Raw genomic sequence first — 14,419 nt, forward strand, 5'->3', positions numbered from 1 at the left:
TTTGCCCGCGAAACCCTCTATAGCGCGGGGCATGAGCACCAATTCGACCCGTACGCCCCTCGACCATATCCGCAACTTCTCCATCGTCGCCCATATCGACCATGGCAAATCCACCCTGGCCGACCGGTTGATCCAATCGACGGGCGGCCTTGCCGAGCGCGATATGTCCGAGCAGGTGCTGGACAATATGGATATCGAGCGTGAGCGCGGCATCACCATCAAGGCCCAGACCGTGCGCCTGCATTACAAGGCGAATAACGGCGAAATCTACGTGCTGAACCTCATCGACACGCCCGGCCATGTAGACTTCGCCTATGAAGTATCGCGGTCGCTATCGGCCTGCGAAGGCTCGCTTCTGGTGGTGGATGCTTCGCAGGGCGTGGAAGCGCAGACGCTTGCCAACGTCTATCAGGCGATCGACAACAATCACGAGATCGTCACGGTGCTCAACAAGATCGACCTGCCTGCTGCAGAGCCGGATCGCATCAAGGAACAGATCGAGGAAGTCATCGGCATCGATGCCTCCGAAGCCGTGATGATTTCGGCCAAGACCGGTCTTGGCATTCCCGACGTTCTGGAAGCCATTGTCCATAAGCTGCCCGCGCCCAAGAGCGAAGCCGGTGAGAAGGGTGCGCTTAAGGCGCTGCTCGTCGATAGCTGGTACGACACCTATCTCGGCGTCATGGTTCTGGTGCGCATCATCGATGGCGTGCTGACCAAGGGCCAGCAGATCCGCATGATGGGCTCTGGCGCCAAGTACACGATCGAGCGCGTCGGCGTTCTGACGCCGAAGATGCTTACCGTGGACAGCCTCGGACCTGGCGAAATCGGCTTTATCACCGCCTCGATCAAGGAAGTGGCCGACACGCGCGTCGGTGACACGATCACCGATGACAAGCGTCCGACGGAAAAGGCCCTGCCCGGTTTCAAGCCGGCCCAGCCGGTGGTGTTCTGCGGTCTCTTCCCGGTCGATGCGGCAGACTTCGAAGATCTGCGCGCCGCCGTCGGCAAGCTTCGCCTGAACGATGCGTCCTTCTCCTTCGAAATGGAAAGCTCCGCAGCCCTCGGCTTCGGCTTCCGTTGCGGCTTCCTCGGCCTTCTGCATCTCGAAATCATTCAGGAGCGTCTTGAGCGCGAGTTCAATCTCGACCTCGTCGCCACTGCCCCTTCGGTCGTCTACGAGATGACCCTGACGGACGGCACGGAGAAGGAACTTCACAACCCGGCGGACATGCCGGATGTGGTGAAGATCAAAGATATTCGCGAGCCCTGGATCAAGGCGACGATCATGACGCCGGATGAATATCTCGGTGGCATTTTGAAGCTTTGCCAGGACCGTCGCGGCATCCAGACGGAGCTGACCTATGTCGGCAACCGCGCCATGATCACCTATGAGCTGCCGCTCAACGAAGTGGTGTTCGACTTCTACGACCGCCTGAAGTCGATCTCCAAGGGCTATGCCTCCTTCGACTACAACATCATCGATTACCGCGAGGGCGATCTGGTGAAGATGTCGATCCTCGTCAATGGCGATCCGGTCGATGCGCTTTCCATGCTGGTTCACCGCTCGGCGGCGGACCGTCGCGGGCGCGGCATGTGCGAAAAGCTGAAGGAACTCATTCCGCCGCACATGTTCCAGATCCCGATCCAGGCCGCCATCGGCGGCAAGGTCATCGCGCGTGAGACCGTTCGCGCGCTGCGCAAGGACGTGACTGCCAAGTGCTATGGCGGCGACGCCACCCGCAAGCGCAAGCTGCTGGACAAGCAGAAGGAAGGCAAGAAGCGCATGCGCCAGTTCGGCAAGGTGGAGATCCCTCAGGAAGCCTTCATTGCCGCGCTGAAGATGAACGACGAATAAGCCCTCCTCGTTTGTGTTTCAAAAATCCCGGCTCATGGTCGGGATTTTTTGTTTCATGGATCGCTATAGATCGGGAAACATCAGCGAACGGTGTGCCGCAGTGCCAGCCATTGCGCCGTCTCCCACGGCAAGTGCGACCGAACCGGTTGGACGAGCGATGTCGCCGCAGGCAAAGACACCGCGCTTCGTTGTCTGCTTCATCGCATCCGTGCGAATGGTCATGCCCATCGGCGTTTCCTCCAAAGAGCAACCCAATGGCTCAATCCAGGATGCGGATATCCGGAGCGTCGGTTGAGTGAAAAGCCCGTCCATTGCAAGCCTTCGTCCGTCGGTGAGAACAACATCCGCCTTACCGCCGATCTCCTGGATCGAACCCTCTTCCACCCTTGTGCCGCGCGCGGCCAATTGGGCGCGCTGCTCCTGATCCGGCACGAAGGTGCCATTGGTGAAGAGGGTCGTCGTCCCCCAATCGGGCAGCATCAATCCATGATGAATGGCGAGCACGGACGCGGCAATCACGCCGATCCGACCCTGGTTCAGCTCGTAACCATGGCAATAGGGGCAATGAAATACGCTCTGCCCCCAGCGTTCATGCAAACCCGGTATCGGTGGCAAATCGTCCGTCACACCTGCGGCGATGATGAGCCTTCGGCCAATCTTTCGCTCTCCTCCGTCAATTTCTACCTCGAAGGCATCGAAGGCGCCGCTGACATGTGTTGCGAGACCATCGATCCAGTCGATCGTCTCATAGGCCTCAATCTGGTGGCGAGCCTTGGCAATGATCTCGCCTGGCGCTTTTCCATCCTGTCCGAGAAAGCCATGCGAGTGGCTGGCAAAGCGGTTGCGGCGGTTGCCCGCATCGATGACGAGAACGCGGCGGCGGGCGCGCCCAAGCTGGAGCGCTGCGGAAAGGCCCGCATAACTTCCTCCGATAATGATGACATCATAGGTCATGGCATGGACTCCCTCTCAAAACCAATTTCGTAACTTATATTGTTACGTGAAATAGGAAGTCAATATCATGTAACTCTGATTGTTACATATGGATCATCGTGGTATGGTTTGGGATGGAGATCCGATGAGACAAGATACCCGCCTATCACGAGTGCTGCATGTGCTGATCCATATGGAAAAGCATGAGAAACCAGCGACATCCGACGCAATCGCTGCCATGTTGCAGACCAATCCGGTGGTCGTCCGGCGCACGATGGCGGGCTTGCGCGACGCTGGCTATGTCACGTCGGAAAAAGGCCATGGCGGCGGCTGGGTTCTGGCGCGACCGCTCGCGGAGATCACGCTTCTCGATATCCACAAGGCGCTCGGAAATCCCGATATGTTTTCGATCGGCCTTTCGGGGGACAACCCGGCTTGCGTGATCGAACAGTCGGTCAACGTCGCACTGGCGGATGCCATGACAGAAGCGCAAGCGCTCCTGCTCGACCGCTTTGGTAAGATCACGCTTGCCGATCTCGCCCGCGAATCCTTCAACCGATGGGCTCAGTCGGGTCACAAGCCGTCGGCGATGGAGGGCTTTTAACAAAGACAAGCCGCCTGCCTTTCGGCAAGCGGCTCTCTCAAGTTACGTCAGTGACGATTACGGCTGTGTCGATGTGCCGTTGGTGTTCGGCGAAGCCGGAGCAGCGCCATTCGCTGGCGGCGTTGCTGGAGCCGTTGGCGTCATCGGTGCCGGGGCCGGAGCCTGATCGCTGACAGCCGGCGGCGTCGTGGACGACGTCGTGGTCGGGTCTGTGGTGGACGGGCTGCTCATCTGCATCCAGATGAAACCGCCGACGAGCAGAACGACGATGATGGCTGCCCACGGTGCCCAGCCAGCGGACTTGCGGTGGGTCTCGGGCGTTGTGCGCAGTTCAGGGCGGTCCGGACGAAGGTTAGGGTCGCGGGGCAGATTTGGATCAAAAGTCATGGTGTTTTCTCCTCTTCCAATGCGAAGAAAATGCACGTCTGCGTGAATGGTTCCTAAAATGCCAAAAAACGTAACAGTCAGCGCCTCGCCAGCTCGATAGCTCTCTCGAGAATATCAGCGAATTGCGGGTGATCGCACTGCGACACGTTAAAGCGCATGAAGCTTGAGGCCGTGTCCGACTGGCTGAACACATTGCCGGGTGCAAGAACCATGGTGTCGGCAAGCGCGTGGCGCGCCACGTCGGCAGCATCGACCCCTGAAGGAAGCCGGCACCAGAGGAATATGCCCGCCTGCGGCTCTATCCATGGCTCGATGCCTAGCTGCCGCAACGTCGGTATCAGGCTCGCTCTTGCTCTTGAAAGCCTAGCCTTCAACGCTTCCATATGCCGCCGGTAGCTTCCGTCTTTCAGGACTTCCAGCACCAGAGCCTCGGACATCTGGCTGCCGGCGAAATTGGAGGCAATCTTCATATCGACCAGCGGGTCCAGCCATTCCCTGCGCGTGACGATGTAGCCGCATCGGGCCGAGGCCGAGAGAGCTTTCGAGAAGCTTCCGATCTGGATGACGCGGTTGAGCGCATCGAAGGCGGCAAGCCTTGGCGCTTTGGTGATCTCGAAGTCGGCAAAAATATCGTCTTCGATAATCGTCAGGTCCGCACGCTCCGACAGCATCAGCAGACGATGGGCGTTGACGGGTGAGAGAATGGCACCGGTCGGGTTGTGGATCGCCGAATTGGTGATGTAAAGCCTTGGACGATGCTCTTCCAATGCCTGTTCGAAGAGCGCGACATCTGGCCCATCTGCCGTGTAGGGCACCCCGATCACTTTGACCCGGTGGGCGCGCAGCAGGGCATGGAAATTGAAGTAGCATGGGTCGTCGACCAACACGGTTTGGCCGGGCTCCAACAGGAAGCGGCAGATCATGTCGATCGCCTGTGTTCCGGAATCCACCAGCAGGATTTGATCGGCCCCGACGACCAGACCGGATTCGGCCATTCGCCGCGCCAGAAGCTGGCGCAGCGGAAGCAGCCCGAGCGGCGTCCCGTAATCCGTCAGAACGTCGGTATTGGCGCGCGAGAGCGTGCGGAGCGCCTTGCGCAACGCTTCTTCCGGCATCCACGAGGGCGGCAGCCATCCGCAGCCGGGCATGGCAAAACCCTGTCCGCCTTCCAGTGCCAGTCGGGATACCCAGAAGGGATCGACTTGTCTGTCGAGCTTCGGCCCGATCTCCGCAAGCGAAAGCGGCGCCAGCTGACTGGCCACATAAAAGCCGGATCCCGGACGCGAGCGGATTGCCCCCTCGGCGACCAGCCTCTCATAGGCTTCCACCACGGTGGAAGTGGAGACCGTCAGCGCTTTTGCCAGCGCTCTGACGGAGGGAAGTTTCGCACCCGGCGTCAATATGCGCGCGGCGATGCGACGACGGATTTCCCCCATCACCGCATCGATACGGGGCGATGCACTCTCCACTCGCCTTGGCATCAGATCCATCTGTCCTGCTCATCAAACCATAACAGTTTTGCCAAACTGTACGTGACTGTTTCTGGCAGCGCCAGGGATTTCGCGACATAGAACTCAAAAAAGGAGTGACGACATGAACAAGGTGTCGAGCGGCTGGTTGAGCGGCTTCATCGGAGTATTGATTTTCAGCGGATCGCTGCCGGCCACACGCCTTGCGGTGACGGGTTTCGATCCCCTCTTCCTGACACTCGCTCGCGCCAGTATCGCCGGGCTGCTGGGGGCGGCACTTCTTCTTGCTTTTCGCCAGGCAAAGCCGGCGCGAAACGACCTGGTATCGCTCACGATCGTTTCACTCGGCGTTGTCGTCGGCTTTCCGCTTTTGACCGCGCTTGCGCTGAAGCACGTCACGTCCGCTCACTCGATTGTATTTATCGGGCTTCTTCCCCTCGCCACCGCGGTCTTTGCGGTGCTGCGTGGCGGTGAGCGGCCCCGCCTGACCTTCTGGCTGTTCTCCTGCCTTGGCAGCCTGCTGGTTGCGGGCTTTGCTCTCAGCCTCAATGGCGAGGGAAATCTGACCGGCGACCTGCTGATGGTCGCAGCGGTTCTTGTTTGTGGCTTGGGTTATGCGGAAGGTGCCGCGCTTTCGCGCCGGCTTGGTGGCTGGCAGGTAATTTCCTGGGCGCTGGTCATTTCATTGCCGGTCATGTTGCCGCTGGCGCTTTTTTCCATGCCCTCCACATGGAGCGGCATTGACGCACCGGCCTGGGGCGGATTGGCTTACGTCTCGCTTTTCAGCATGCTGATCGGTTTCATCTTCTGGTATCGCGGATTGGCGCTCGGTGGCATTGCAGCCGTCGGTCAACTCCAACTGCTGCAACCCTTTTTCGGTCTGTTGCTGGCTGCCACATTGCTCGGCGAGCCCGTCAGCCTCGCCATGCTGGCAGTCACGCTCGGCGTGGTCGCCTGCGTCGCGGGCGCGCGGAAGTTTGCGAAATAGACAGGAGGATCAACCGTTACCGCCGCGACCAATCCAGCGGTGCCAGTCCTCTTCTCTGCCGTTGAAGACATTGAGATCGATCTTGCCTTCAACGCCATGCGAAAGTCCGGAACCGGAATATTGCCAGAACAGCCACTTGCGGTCCGGGTAGACGCGCGATGGATGCTGGGCCACTGCTCGCAGCCAGAAGGGGTAGTCGCGCAGCTCGCCGGACAGGTGATCCTTGTAGAAATCCGGTGCGGTATAGATGATCGGGCGCTTGCCGTAATGGCGCTCGAGCCTGTCCATGAAGACCTGCATCTTTTCCAGCACTTGGGCGCGGGAAAGCCGCATCTTGCAGGAGGATTCGCCGTTATATTCGACGTCGATCACCGGCGGCAGCGCGTCGGGATCTCTCGGCACGTTGCGAATGAACCAGTCCGCCTGATGGCTTGCCGGACGGCACCAGTAGAAGAAGTGATAGGCGCCGCGGCGAACACCCGCCGCCTTTGCGCGCTCCCAGTTCGTCCGGAACATCGGGTCCAGATGGTCACCGCCATCGGTTGCCTTGATGAAGGCGAAGTTGGCGCCGCGCGTTCTCAAGCGCTCCCAGTCGATATTGGCCTGCCAGCGCGAGACATCGACGCCGTGAACTTCAAAATGTTTCGGCTGAACCCTGCCAAAATTAATCGGCTTGGCGTCGGAAAACGCCGGACGAAACACGCGCGAGCGCGCGGACGATCCCGCACTCATGGCAACGCTGCCAGCCATCGCGAGTTGGACGGGCCTGTCCTGAGGAAGATTGACGCGGGCTTGGGGAACGACGGGAGGTGCTATGACCGGTTCTGGCCGCTGCTGCGTCGACATCTGCTTGTCAACGGCCGCGAAAGCGGGCGAGCCCGCCGGCATCGGTCCGCCCCATGCCAGGACTTCCTGATGCTGCTTGGTGTTGAGAGCCACTCTCTGATCCGTCTGTCCCACGCTGGCCTGCGGAACGGGTGCGGAAGGCGTAACGGAATTCGTCACTTCCTTCGAAGGCAGACCCGCCATCAGGGCGTCCGGCCCGGAATTGGAGGTACAGCCCGTAAGAGATAGGCAGGCGAGAACAAAAGCTGGCACTGTCGATCGACGCATGAGAACCCGTACGCAAAACAAAATCGGGACATGCGCAACTGCCGCCGGTCCTGATAACCAAAAGGTATGACTAACGGGAAATTATCAAAAAAGACTGAATCCAATCTTTACGACAGGACGAGGCTTATGCGGGTAAAAGGGGCAGGTCTAAACTTTGCGTGAGGAGCCGGTAGGTTCAAAAGATGAATAGCCGGTTCGGCTGGGTCAGTTGCCCATCAGAATATCGAGAAGCGTCGTCTGCTTTGGCCCGTTCTGTCGCGGTGGTGCGCCTCCGCCGATATCCGCAGGCGGTACGGGTCCACCTGCCTGCTGAGGCGGATAGGCTTGCTGCGGATACTCAGGCGGTGGTGCTGGCACCGTGCCTGCGGTTTGCTCCGCACCCACGGGGGCGGGCGGATAATCCGTCGGTGTTGGGGCAGAGCCGCCGCCGAGCGCATTGGAGATGATATCGCCGATCGTCGCTGGAGCCTGCGGGCTTTGCGCCATGGGTTGGCCGATTTCCTGCCCGCCATAGGCCCCAAGCCCAAAAAGCGGTGATGGCGACAGGCCACTATGGGCTGCTGTCATGAATTCCTTCCAGGCCTTGGCCGGCAAGCCGCCGCCCGTCACCTTCTTCATCGACGTGCCGTCATCATTGCCGAACCAGACGCCGGTGGTCAGTTGGCTGGTGTAGCCGACGAAAAGCGCGTCACGGAAAGACTGCGTCGTGCCGGATTTGCCCGCCGCCTGCCAACCTTTCAGACGCGCAGCCTTGCCGGTGCCCTCATTGATGACGCCCGTCAGCATGCCGTTCATCGTCGCGGCGATGCCTTCATCGAGAACGCGGGGCGGGTTGTCGTATTTATTCTCATATAGAACCTTGCCGTCGGCATCGGTGATGCGCTTGACGATATGCGGCGTTGCCTTGAAGCCACCATTCATCATCGGCGCATAGGCCGAGGTCAGCTCCAGCAACGACACTTCGGACGTGCCGAGCGCAATCGAGGCGTTGGCCTGAAGGTCGGATTCGATGCCCATCCGGTGCGCTACCTGCGTAACCTTGTTGGGACCGACTTCCATGACGAGTTGGGCCGCAATCGTGTTTAGCGAATTGGCGATTGCGGTGGCAAGCGTCACTTCACCGCGATATTTCTGATCGTAATTTTCCGGCGTCCAGTTGCCGATCCGGACCGGCGCATCGTTGCGCACCGAGTTGGGTGTCAGGCCGGATTCGAGAGCGGCGATATAAACGAAGGGCTTGAAGGCGGAGCCCGGCTGGCGTTTGGCCTTGGTGGCGCGGTTGAACTGGCTTTCCGCATAGTCGGCGCCGCCGACGACGGCACGGACCGCACCCGAGCCATCCATCGACACCAGCGCGGCTTGCGACGCTCCGAGCTTCTTGCCTTCGCTCTTCAGCACGTCGTTGAGCGCCTTTTCGGCATCCTTCTCAAGATTGAGGTCGATGGTGGTGTCGATCGTCAGATCCTGCTTCACGTCGCCGATGAGACTTTTAACCTCATCCATGACCATATCGGCCGCGTAGTGCTCGGCACCCGACCAGAAGCGCTTCGCCTTGGTGGGCGGCTGGGACATGGCAGTCTTGATCTCGTCTTCGGAGATGAAGCCGACATCGCGCATGGACTGCAGCACGACCTGCGCACGCTCTTCCGCCGCTTGTGGGTCGCGCGCAGGAGACAGGCGCGATGGCGCCTTCAGGAGCCCCGCCAGCATTGCGGCTTCGCCGAGGTTCACATCACGTGCCGACTTGTTGAAGTATCGGCGCGAGGCGGCCTCGACGCCATAGGCGTTCGAACCGAAATAGACGCGGTTCAGATACATCGCGAGGATCTGGTCCTTGGTGTATTTCTGCTCCAGCCAGATGGCGAGCAGCGCTTCCTGGATCTTGCGCTCCAGCGTCTGCTCCGGGGACAGGAACAGGTTCTTGGCCAATTGCTGCGTCAGGGTCGAGCCGCCCTGAACCGTTCGGCCATGCAGAAGATTGGTGACCACAGCGCGCCCGAGGCCCAGCGGATCGACGCCGAAATGGGAGTAGAAACGCCGATCTTCGATGGCGATCACCGCCTGCGGGATATAGGGAGACATGTCCTCAAGCGACAAAGCCTCACCGCCCGTCGTGCCTCTATTGGCCAGAACCGTTCCATCGACGGCGACGATCTTCAGGTTCGGCGGGCGTTCGGGAATGGCCCATGTGCTGGCGCTCGGCATGCGCGCGCCATAATAGATGACGACGCCAGCCACCGCGATGCCGCCCCAGATGCCAAGCACGATGCACCAGTAGAAAATCCTGCGGAAAAAGCCGGTAATGCCGCCGCGCTCGCGCGTCTCACGTCTTGATTTCGATTTCGAAGGCTTGCTTCCGCGCTTTTTCGGCGGCGGTGCATCGGAGGGACCAGACTTCCGGCCACCACCATTGGTGCCGGCAACGCGATCACTGGCATCAAGACGCAGGTCGTCGCCGGAATCGTGAAAATCCCCAAAAGAAGGTTCAACTCTCTGGCGTGATTTTCCACTACCTGCCATCTATCAGAAACTGCTCCGTGATCATGATGCCGCGACGGACACGCTGTCATTCAACACATGTCCCGTTGAAGCTTAAATGCGGCGATTTAAGGTGGCGTTAAGGCGCAAAGCCCCTCACATTGGCGTCACCGCGCCCGCTTACTGGCAGACGTCGACCCATTCGGCCTTCGTCAATTGCACCAGGCGCTCGGGCGAGATGCGCACGGCGGCATTGATGGCACCCGCCGCAGGAACGACCTCGGCGTAATTCTTGAGCGACACATCGCAATAGACCGGTAAATCGGATGGCAAGCCGAAAGGGCAGACGCCACCAACGGGATGGCTCGTCACTTCAACTACCTCTTCGGCACCTAGCATGCGCGGCTTTGCAGCAAATCGATCCCGGAATTTACGATTGTCGAGCCGCTTCATGCCAGCCGTCACCACCAGCAGAATGGTATCACCCGCCTTGAGGCAAATGGTCTTGGCAATCTGATCGGGATCAACGCCATGCGCTTCGGCTGCCAGCGCCACTGTCGCGGAACTGGTCTCGGTCTCCAGTACCTTGATCTCTGGGGCATGGGTTGCAAAAAAATCTTGGACGGAACGAAGGCTCATGCGCAATCTTTAGGCGCACCTGGCGCTGAAAGCAATGGGACTAGCCCTAGCTATGCATTTTACGCAATGCTGCGCTGCAATGATATGTCTGTTTTCGAACGGGAACTCCTGTATCTTACAAGCATCGAAGCGACGCACTCCTCCTCCCAGCGTCGCCCGATTGGACTGACAGCACTCCTCCTCCCAGTTGTCAGTCAGTTTTAAAAACCCGGCGCACCTCCTCCCGCGCCGGGTTTTTTATTGCCTGAATGGCAACCTCCTTTGCGCAGACCATCATTCGAGCCGCCGGAATTTCGTCTTGAAGAGCGCGATTTTCGCAGGAAGAGCGCGATTTTGTCCTTGCGCATTCAGAGTGCTGCGAACGGCTCTACTGAAAATCGTCCGTGAGATTTGTCGCAAAACCATGCTGGAGGGAAACTTGACTTATTTGCTTCCTCGCCCTACTTCTCTCGCATCGATATTTGTTTGACGACCAGAGCTTCGGCGTTCCAAAAACGCACAGACGATCTTTCTTTCCTTCAAATTCGACCAACACCGCGCTGATTCTCAGCGCAAAAGTAATATGCCAACGGAAGGAACTCGTTATGGCTACTGGTACAGTTAAGTGGTTCAACGCAACCAAGGGCTACGGCTTCATTCAGCCTGATGACGGCGCACAGGACGTGTTCGTACACATCTCTGCAGTCGAGCGCGCTGGCATGAGCGGTCTCAAGGACGGTCAGAAGATCTCCTACGAACTCGTTCAGGACCGTCGTTCTGGCAAGATGTCTGCCGACAGCATCGTTGCTGCCTAATTACGATTTGGCTGGTTCGTCCAGCCTGTCAGTTGAAAAGCCGGGACCTCGTGTTCCGGCTTTTTGTTTTTGACGCCCGCTGCAATTAATCTCGGGCTGGCCTTGTAAAAGACATGATGCGCACCGATATAGGGTTCATCAGTGTTACAGCAGTTCCCGATGAGGCTTTGATGAGCCGCCGCGTTGTACCCTCGTTAATGAAAAATTAACCTAGGCGCGCAATGATGAAAGGGAAGACATGAGCGACAGCCAAAAAGCTGGCGCCGTGCTGAGACACATACCGTTTTGCACTTTGACCACGGATGTACTGGCACTGATCGCACAAACGGGAATGAAAGGTCGGGCTTGCCCGGCCTTTTTGTTTTTTGGGGCTTCGGCTCCCGTGGAGCGGTGCCGCTGACGCGCGGCACTGCCTTTTCCCAAACTCGATTACCTAGCACTCAAGGCCGACAGAACCCGCACCCAAGAGCGCGTACCCTTGTGGAACGACTTGAGCTCGTATTTCTCGTTGGGCGAGTGAATACGGTCGTCGGTGAGGCCGAAGCCAATCATTAGCGAATCCATGCCAAGCATCTTCTGGAAGTCGCCGACAATCGGGATCGACCCGCCCATGCCGATGACCACGGCGGGCTTTGCCCATTCATCCGAAAGCGCCGACTTTGCCTTGGTCAAGGCCGGCGAATCATAGGACAGATGGATGGCCGGTGAGCCGCCATGCTCGTGGAACTCGACCGAGCAATCGGCCGGGATCTTCGAGCGCACATAGGCGCGGAAGCTTTCGCGGATCGCAGCCGGGTCCTGGCGGCCGACGAGGCGGAAGGAAACCTTTGCAGAGGCTTTGGCGGCGATAACGGTCTTGAAGCCCTCGCCAGTGTAACCGCCGGTGATGCCGTTGACTTCCGCCGTTGGGCGCGCCCAGGTCAGTTCGAGGACGGAGCGTCCCTTCTCACCTGCTGGAATGGACAGCCCGACTTCGCCGAGGAAGGATTCGGCTGTTCGGCCGAGGTTGTCCCAGGATGCCTTGATGTTGGCCGGTGTTTCCTCAACGCCATCATAGAAGCCGGGCAGGGTCACGCGTCCCGTCTCATCATGCAGACCGGCGAGAATATCGGTCAGAATATGGATCGGGTTGGCGGCAGCACCACCGAAGAGGCCGGAATGCAGATCGCGATCGGCAGCGGTGATGACGATTTCCTCACCGACCAGTCCGCGCAGCGCTGCGGCAATCGCCGGCGTCTCGTGATCCCACATGCTTGTGTCGCAGACCAGAGCGTAATCGGCTTTCAGCTCACTCGAGTTGGCGTCCAGGAAGGGCTTGAGCGACGGCGAACCGGATTCCTCTTCGCCTTCGAAGAGAATGGTGACGCGAATCGGTAGCGATCCGCTAACCTGCTTATAGGCCCGGCACGCCTCGACGAAGGTCATCAACTGGCCCTTGTCATCCGACGTTCCACGGCCCGAAATCACCTGTCGACCCTCGCCGATATCTTTCAGCTTGGCATCGAAGGGATCGTCCTGCCAAAGATCAATTGGATCGACAGGCTGGACGTCGTAGTGGCCGTAAAACAGCACGTGCGGCGCGTCGGCGGTTGCGCCATCATGATGCGCGACCACCATGGGGTGACCGGCGGTATCGCGGATCGACGCGTCGAAACCGATGCTCGTCAGATCGCGCACCAGCCACTCGGCGGCCTTGCGGCACTCCGCCTTGTAGGCTGGATCGGTGGAAATCGACTTGATGCGGACGAGTTCAAAAAGTCTCTCAAGGCTGGAGGGAAGATTGTCGTCAACCGCCGAGAGAACCGGGGAAATATCTGTCATTGCATGATCCTGTCATGTCTGGCCTGTCATGTGTGGAGCGCCAGTCATCATTTCACTGAGCAAGGCGGGTTCCACCTCTTTAAATCTCCGCAAAGGCGTGACGACGACCGCTATGGTCATCGCGCCAATGCGCCAGATGGCAGGACGATAGAGCAAATATGAAACGGTTTCGAGCCGGAAAACTTACTTTTCCGATTTAGCCACGCTGATGGCGCGGCTCATATATTCCAGCAGCAATTGCCGCTCGAACTTCAACAGATCCTTGAGAAGCGCCTCTTCCGTTTCTTTCGATGCAGCAATGGCGGCCTCTTCAAGCGCGGCACCTTTTTCCGTCAATGTGATGATCTGCGAACGGCGATCTGTCGGGTGAGGTTGGCGCTCGATCAGCCCGTCACGCGCCATGCGCGCCAGCGTGTTGGCAAGTGTCGCCTGTTCGATATCGACCCGGTCGAGCAATTGACGCTGCGTCAGCCCGTCTTCCTGCCAGAGTTCCAGCAGGACAGGAAATTGGCCGGGCGAGAAGCCGAGGGCACCGGCACGCTTCAGCAGAGCCTGGGAAAAACCCTTGGCCAGTTGCGCCGCGAGATAGGCTGCAGAGTCCTGTCGAGAAAATCCCATCGGGCCCATCGTCCGGATCATTTACATATCGTGCGATGTAGACGGTCATGCTTTCGCGAGGCATGCGGGTAGAACCATTTGCGCAAAAGAAAACCGCCATGACCGGGAGGGGACGGTCATGGCGGCATATTGAGGGACAAAGGCCCGGAGAGGGGGAAAGGCCTTTGTCCGGTCTGACGCGGCGGGGGACGAGCCAGCTATCAGACTACGGCGTGATCAGTCGCCGTCCTCTAAGAAATGAGGCCGCAAATGCGGCTTTTCAAGGGAACATCGAATTACAAATCGGTAACGTTCCGGTGAGATTATTTGGCGTTATTTTGACGCTTCTGTCGGAGCCAAGCTGCGGCTGTCAGCGTTCCGCCTGTCAGCGCCGCGATCCAAACAAAATCCATCGCCATGCGGCTCGCAGCGCTGTTTGCATGCGCCGCGACGATGACGACAAAGGCGGCGAGCAGTGCTGCATCTGAGAACTGAAATCTCGCAACCGCCTTGAGATCCGCATCCTCCAGGGAGCTATCCTGGAAGTGCGCCCGAAGCCCTTTTGTCGCAAGAAGGTAGAGGGGAACGATGGCTATCTTTGCCACGGTCACCGCAGCTTGATCACCGAGGTACCGGGACGTTGCAGCCACGCCTGCCATCAGGGTGGTCGAAACGAGCCACGCTGTTGCTGTTGACGTCGTGCGCATGAAGAACCTCGCGAGACCATTGAAGAAACTT

At 59.0% G+C, this 14,419-nt stretch carries 13 protein-coding genes; 4 read left to right on the top strand and 9 right to left on the bottom strand.

Going from position 1 to position 14,419, the window contains the following annotated elements; genetic code table 11:
- Positions 1 to 19 precede the first annotated feature (19 nt).
- Positions 20 to 1,858, top strand: a complete 1,839-nt coding sequence (gene lepA, locus ACTJK5_RS12115; protein ID WP_062427323.1) for a translation elongation factor 4 — start codon at positions 20 to 22, stop codon at positions 1,856 to 1,858.
- Positions 1,859 to 1,921: 63 nt separating this feature from the next.
- On the opposite strand, the gene ACTJK5_RS12120 is transcribed toward lepA, so the two are convergent.
- Positions 1,922 to 2,812 carry an NAD(P)/FAD-dependent oxidoreductase gene (locus tag ACTJK5_RS12120; RefSeq protein ID WP_440612507.1) on the bottom strand — a complete coding sequence of 297 codons (891 nt, stop codon included), beginning with the start codon at positions 2,810 to 2,812 and terminating at the stop codon, positions 1,922 to 1,924.
- 124 nt (positions 2,813 to 2,936) lie between these two features.
- Here ACTJK5_RS12120 and ACTJK5_RS12125 point away from each other — a divergent pair, with 124 nt between their 5' ends.
- Positions 2,937 to 3,395 carry an Rrf2 family transcriptional regulator gene (locus ACTJK5_RS12125; RefSeq protein ID WP_438371040.1) on the top strand — a complete coding sequence of 153 codons (459 nt, stop codon included), beginning with the start codon at positions 2,937 to 2,939 and terminating at the stop codon, positions 3,393 to 3,395.
- Positions 3,396 to 3,452: 57 nt separating this feature from the next.
- Here the strand turns inward: ACTJK5_RS12125 and ACTJK5_RS12130 are convergent, their stop codons facing one another.
- A complete protein-coding gene (locus tag ACTJK5_RS12130) occupies positions 3,453 to 3,782 on the bottom strand; it encodes a hypothetical protein (RefSeq protein WP_112358189.1) in 330 nt (109 codons plus the stop codon).
- Between the two features lie 77 nt (positions 3,783 to 3,859).
- Entirely contained in the window at positions 3,860 to 5,263 is a 1,404-nt protein-coding gene (locus tag ACTJK5_RS12135; protein ID WP_440612508.1) for a PLP-dependent aminotransferase family protein, read from the bottom strand.
- Positions 5,264 to 5,375: 112 nt separating this feature from the next.
- Here ACTJK5_RS12135 and ACTJK5_RS12140 point away from each other — a divergent pair, with 112 nt between their 5' ends.
- Positions 5,376 to 6,239: a DMT family transporter gene (locus ACTJK5_RS12140; protein WP_112520069.1), complete on the top strand. Its 864-nt coding sequence runs from the start codon at positions 5,376 to 5,378 to the stop codon at positions 6,237 to 6,239.
- A gap of 9 nt (positions 6,240 to 6,248) precedes the next feature.
- Here ACTJK5_RS12140 and ACTJK5_RS12145 read toward each other — a convergent pair whose 3' ends face one another.
- The 3 genes from ACTJK5_RS12145 to ACTJK5_RS12155 form a co-directional block, all read right to left on the bottom strand.
- Positions 6,249 to 7,352, bottom strand: coding sequence for a glycoside hydrolase family 25 protein (locus ACTJK5_RS12145; protein WP_112358191.1), 1,104 nt, complete (start codon positions 7,350 to 7,352; stop codon positions 6,249 to 6,251).
- Between the two features lie 204 nt (positions 7,353 to 7,556).
- Positions 7,557 to 9,872 (bottom strand): PBP1A family penicillin-binding protein, encoded by a 2,316-nt coding sequence (locus ACTJK5_RS12150; protein ID WP_440612509.1) that lies wholly within the window; start codon positions 9,870 to 9,872, stop codon positions 7,557 to 7,559.
- A gap of 138 nt (positions 9,873 to 10,010) precedes the next feature.
- Complete coding sequence (locus tag ACTJK5_RS12155) at positions 10,011 to 10,469, bottom strand: YbaK/EbsC family protein (protein ID WP_113259766.1); 459 nt, start codon at positions 10,467 to 10,469, stop codon at positions 10,011 to 10,013.
- A gap of 584 nt (positions 10,470 to 11,053) precedes the next feature.
- Here ACTJK5_RS12155 and ACTJK5_RS12160 point away from each other — a divergent pair.
- Positions 11,054 to 11,263 carry a cold-shock protein gene (locus ACTJK5_RS12160; protein ID WP_027674583.1) on the top strand — a complete coding sequence of 70 codons (210 nt, stop codon included), beginning with the start codon at positions 11,054 to 11,056 and terminating at the stop codon, positions 11,261 to 11,263.
- A gap of 429 nt (positions 11,264 to 11,692) precedes the next feature.
- Here the strand turns inward: ACTJK5_RS12160 and ACTJK5_RS12165 are convergent, their stop codons facing one another.
- The 3 genes from ACTJK5_RS12165 to ACTJK5_RS12175 all read right to left on the bottom strand — a co-directional run bounded on the left by ACTJK5_RS12165 (position 11,693) and on the right by ACTJK5_RS12175 (position 14,388).
- Positions 11,693 to 13,084 carry a M20/M25/M40 family metallo-hydrolase gene (locus tag ACTJK5_RS12165; protein WP_113259764.1) on the bottom strand — a complete coding sequence of 464 codons (1,392 nt, stop codon included), beginning with the start codon at positions 13,082 to 13,084 and terminating at the stop codon, positions 11,693 to 11,695.
- Between the two features lie 183 nt (positions 13,085 to 13,267).
- Positions 13,268 to 13,702: a MarR family winged helix-turn-helix transcriptional regulator gene (locus tag ACTJK5_RS12170; RefSeq protein ID WP_113260117.1), complete on the bottom strand. Its 435-nt coding sequence runs from the start codon at positions 13,700 to 13,702 to the stop codon at positions 13,268 to 13,270.
- Positions 13,703 to 14,004: 302 nt separating this feature from the next.
- Positions 14,005 to 14,388 carry a hypothetical protein gene (locus tag ACTJK5_RS12175; RefSeq protein ID WP_162741786.1) on the bottom strand — a complete coding sequence of 128 codons (384 nt, stop codon included), beginning with the start codon at positions 14,386 to 14,388 and terminating at the stop codon, positions 14,005 to 14,007.
- Between the last annotated feature and the right edge of the window lie 31 nt (positions 14,389 to 14,419).

This window comes from Agrobacterium sp. 22094 (assembly GCF_052046015.1).
In the GTDB taxonomy this organism is placed as follows: domain Bacteria; phylum Pseudomonadota; class Alphaproteobacteria; order Rhizobiales; family Rhizobiaceae; genus Agrobacterium; species Agrobacterium cavarae.

Bases quoted from the DNA above. Each gene is read 5' to 3' on its own strand.
- ACTJK5_RS12125 (WP_438371040.1), top strand. From the start codon at position 2,937: ATGAGACAAGATACCCGCCTATCACGAGTGCTGCATGTGCTGATCCAT.
- ACTJK5_RS12130 (WP_112358189.1), bottom strand. From the start codon at position 3,782: ATGACTTTTGATCCAAATCTGCCCCGCGACCCTAACCTTCGTCCGGAC.
- ACTJK5_RS12150 (WP_440612509.1), bottom strand. From the start codon at position 9,872: ATGGCAGGTAGTGGAAAATCACGCCAGAGAGTTGAACCTTCTTTTGGG.
- ACTJK5_RS12175 (WP_162741786.1), bottom strand. From the start codon at position 14,388: ATGCGCACGACGTCAACAGCAACAGCGTGGCTCGTTTCGACCACCCTG.
- ACTJK5_RS12120 (WP_440612507.1), bottom strand. From the start codon at position 2,812: ATGACCTATGATGTCATCATTATCGGAGGAAGTTATGCGGGCCTTTCC.
- ACTJK5_RS12160 (WP_027674583.1), top strand. From the start codon at position 11,054: ATGGCTACTGGTACAGTTAAGTGGTTCAACGCAACCAAGGGCTACGGC.
- ACTJK5_RS12165 (WP_113259764.1), bottom strand. From the start codon at position 13,084: ATGACAGATATTTCCCCGGTTCTCTCGGCGGTTGACGACAATCTTCCC.
- ACTJK5_RS12145 (WP_112358191.1), bottom strand. From the start codon at position 7,352: ATGCGTCGATCGACAGTGCCAGCTTTTGTTCTCGCCTGCCTATCTCTT.
- ACTJK5_RS12155 (WP_113259766.1), bottom strand. From the start codon at position 10,469: ATGAGCCTTCGTTCCGTCCAAGATTTTTTTGCAACCCATGCCCCAGAG.
- ACTJK5_RS12135 (WP_440612508.1), bottom strand. From the start codon at position 5,263: ATGCCAAGGCGAGTGGAGAGTGCATCGCCCCGTATCGATGCGGTGATG.
- ACTJK5_RS12170 (WP_113260117.1), bottom strand. From the start codon at position 13,702: ATGGGATTTTCTCGACAGGACTCTGCAGCCTATCTCGCGGCGCAACTG.
- ACTJK5_RS12140 (WP_112520069.1), top strand. From the start codon at position 5,376: ATGAACAAGGTGTCGAGCGGCTGGTTGAGCGGCTTCATCGGAGTATTG.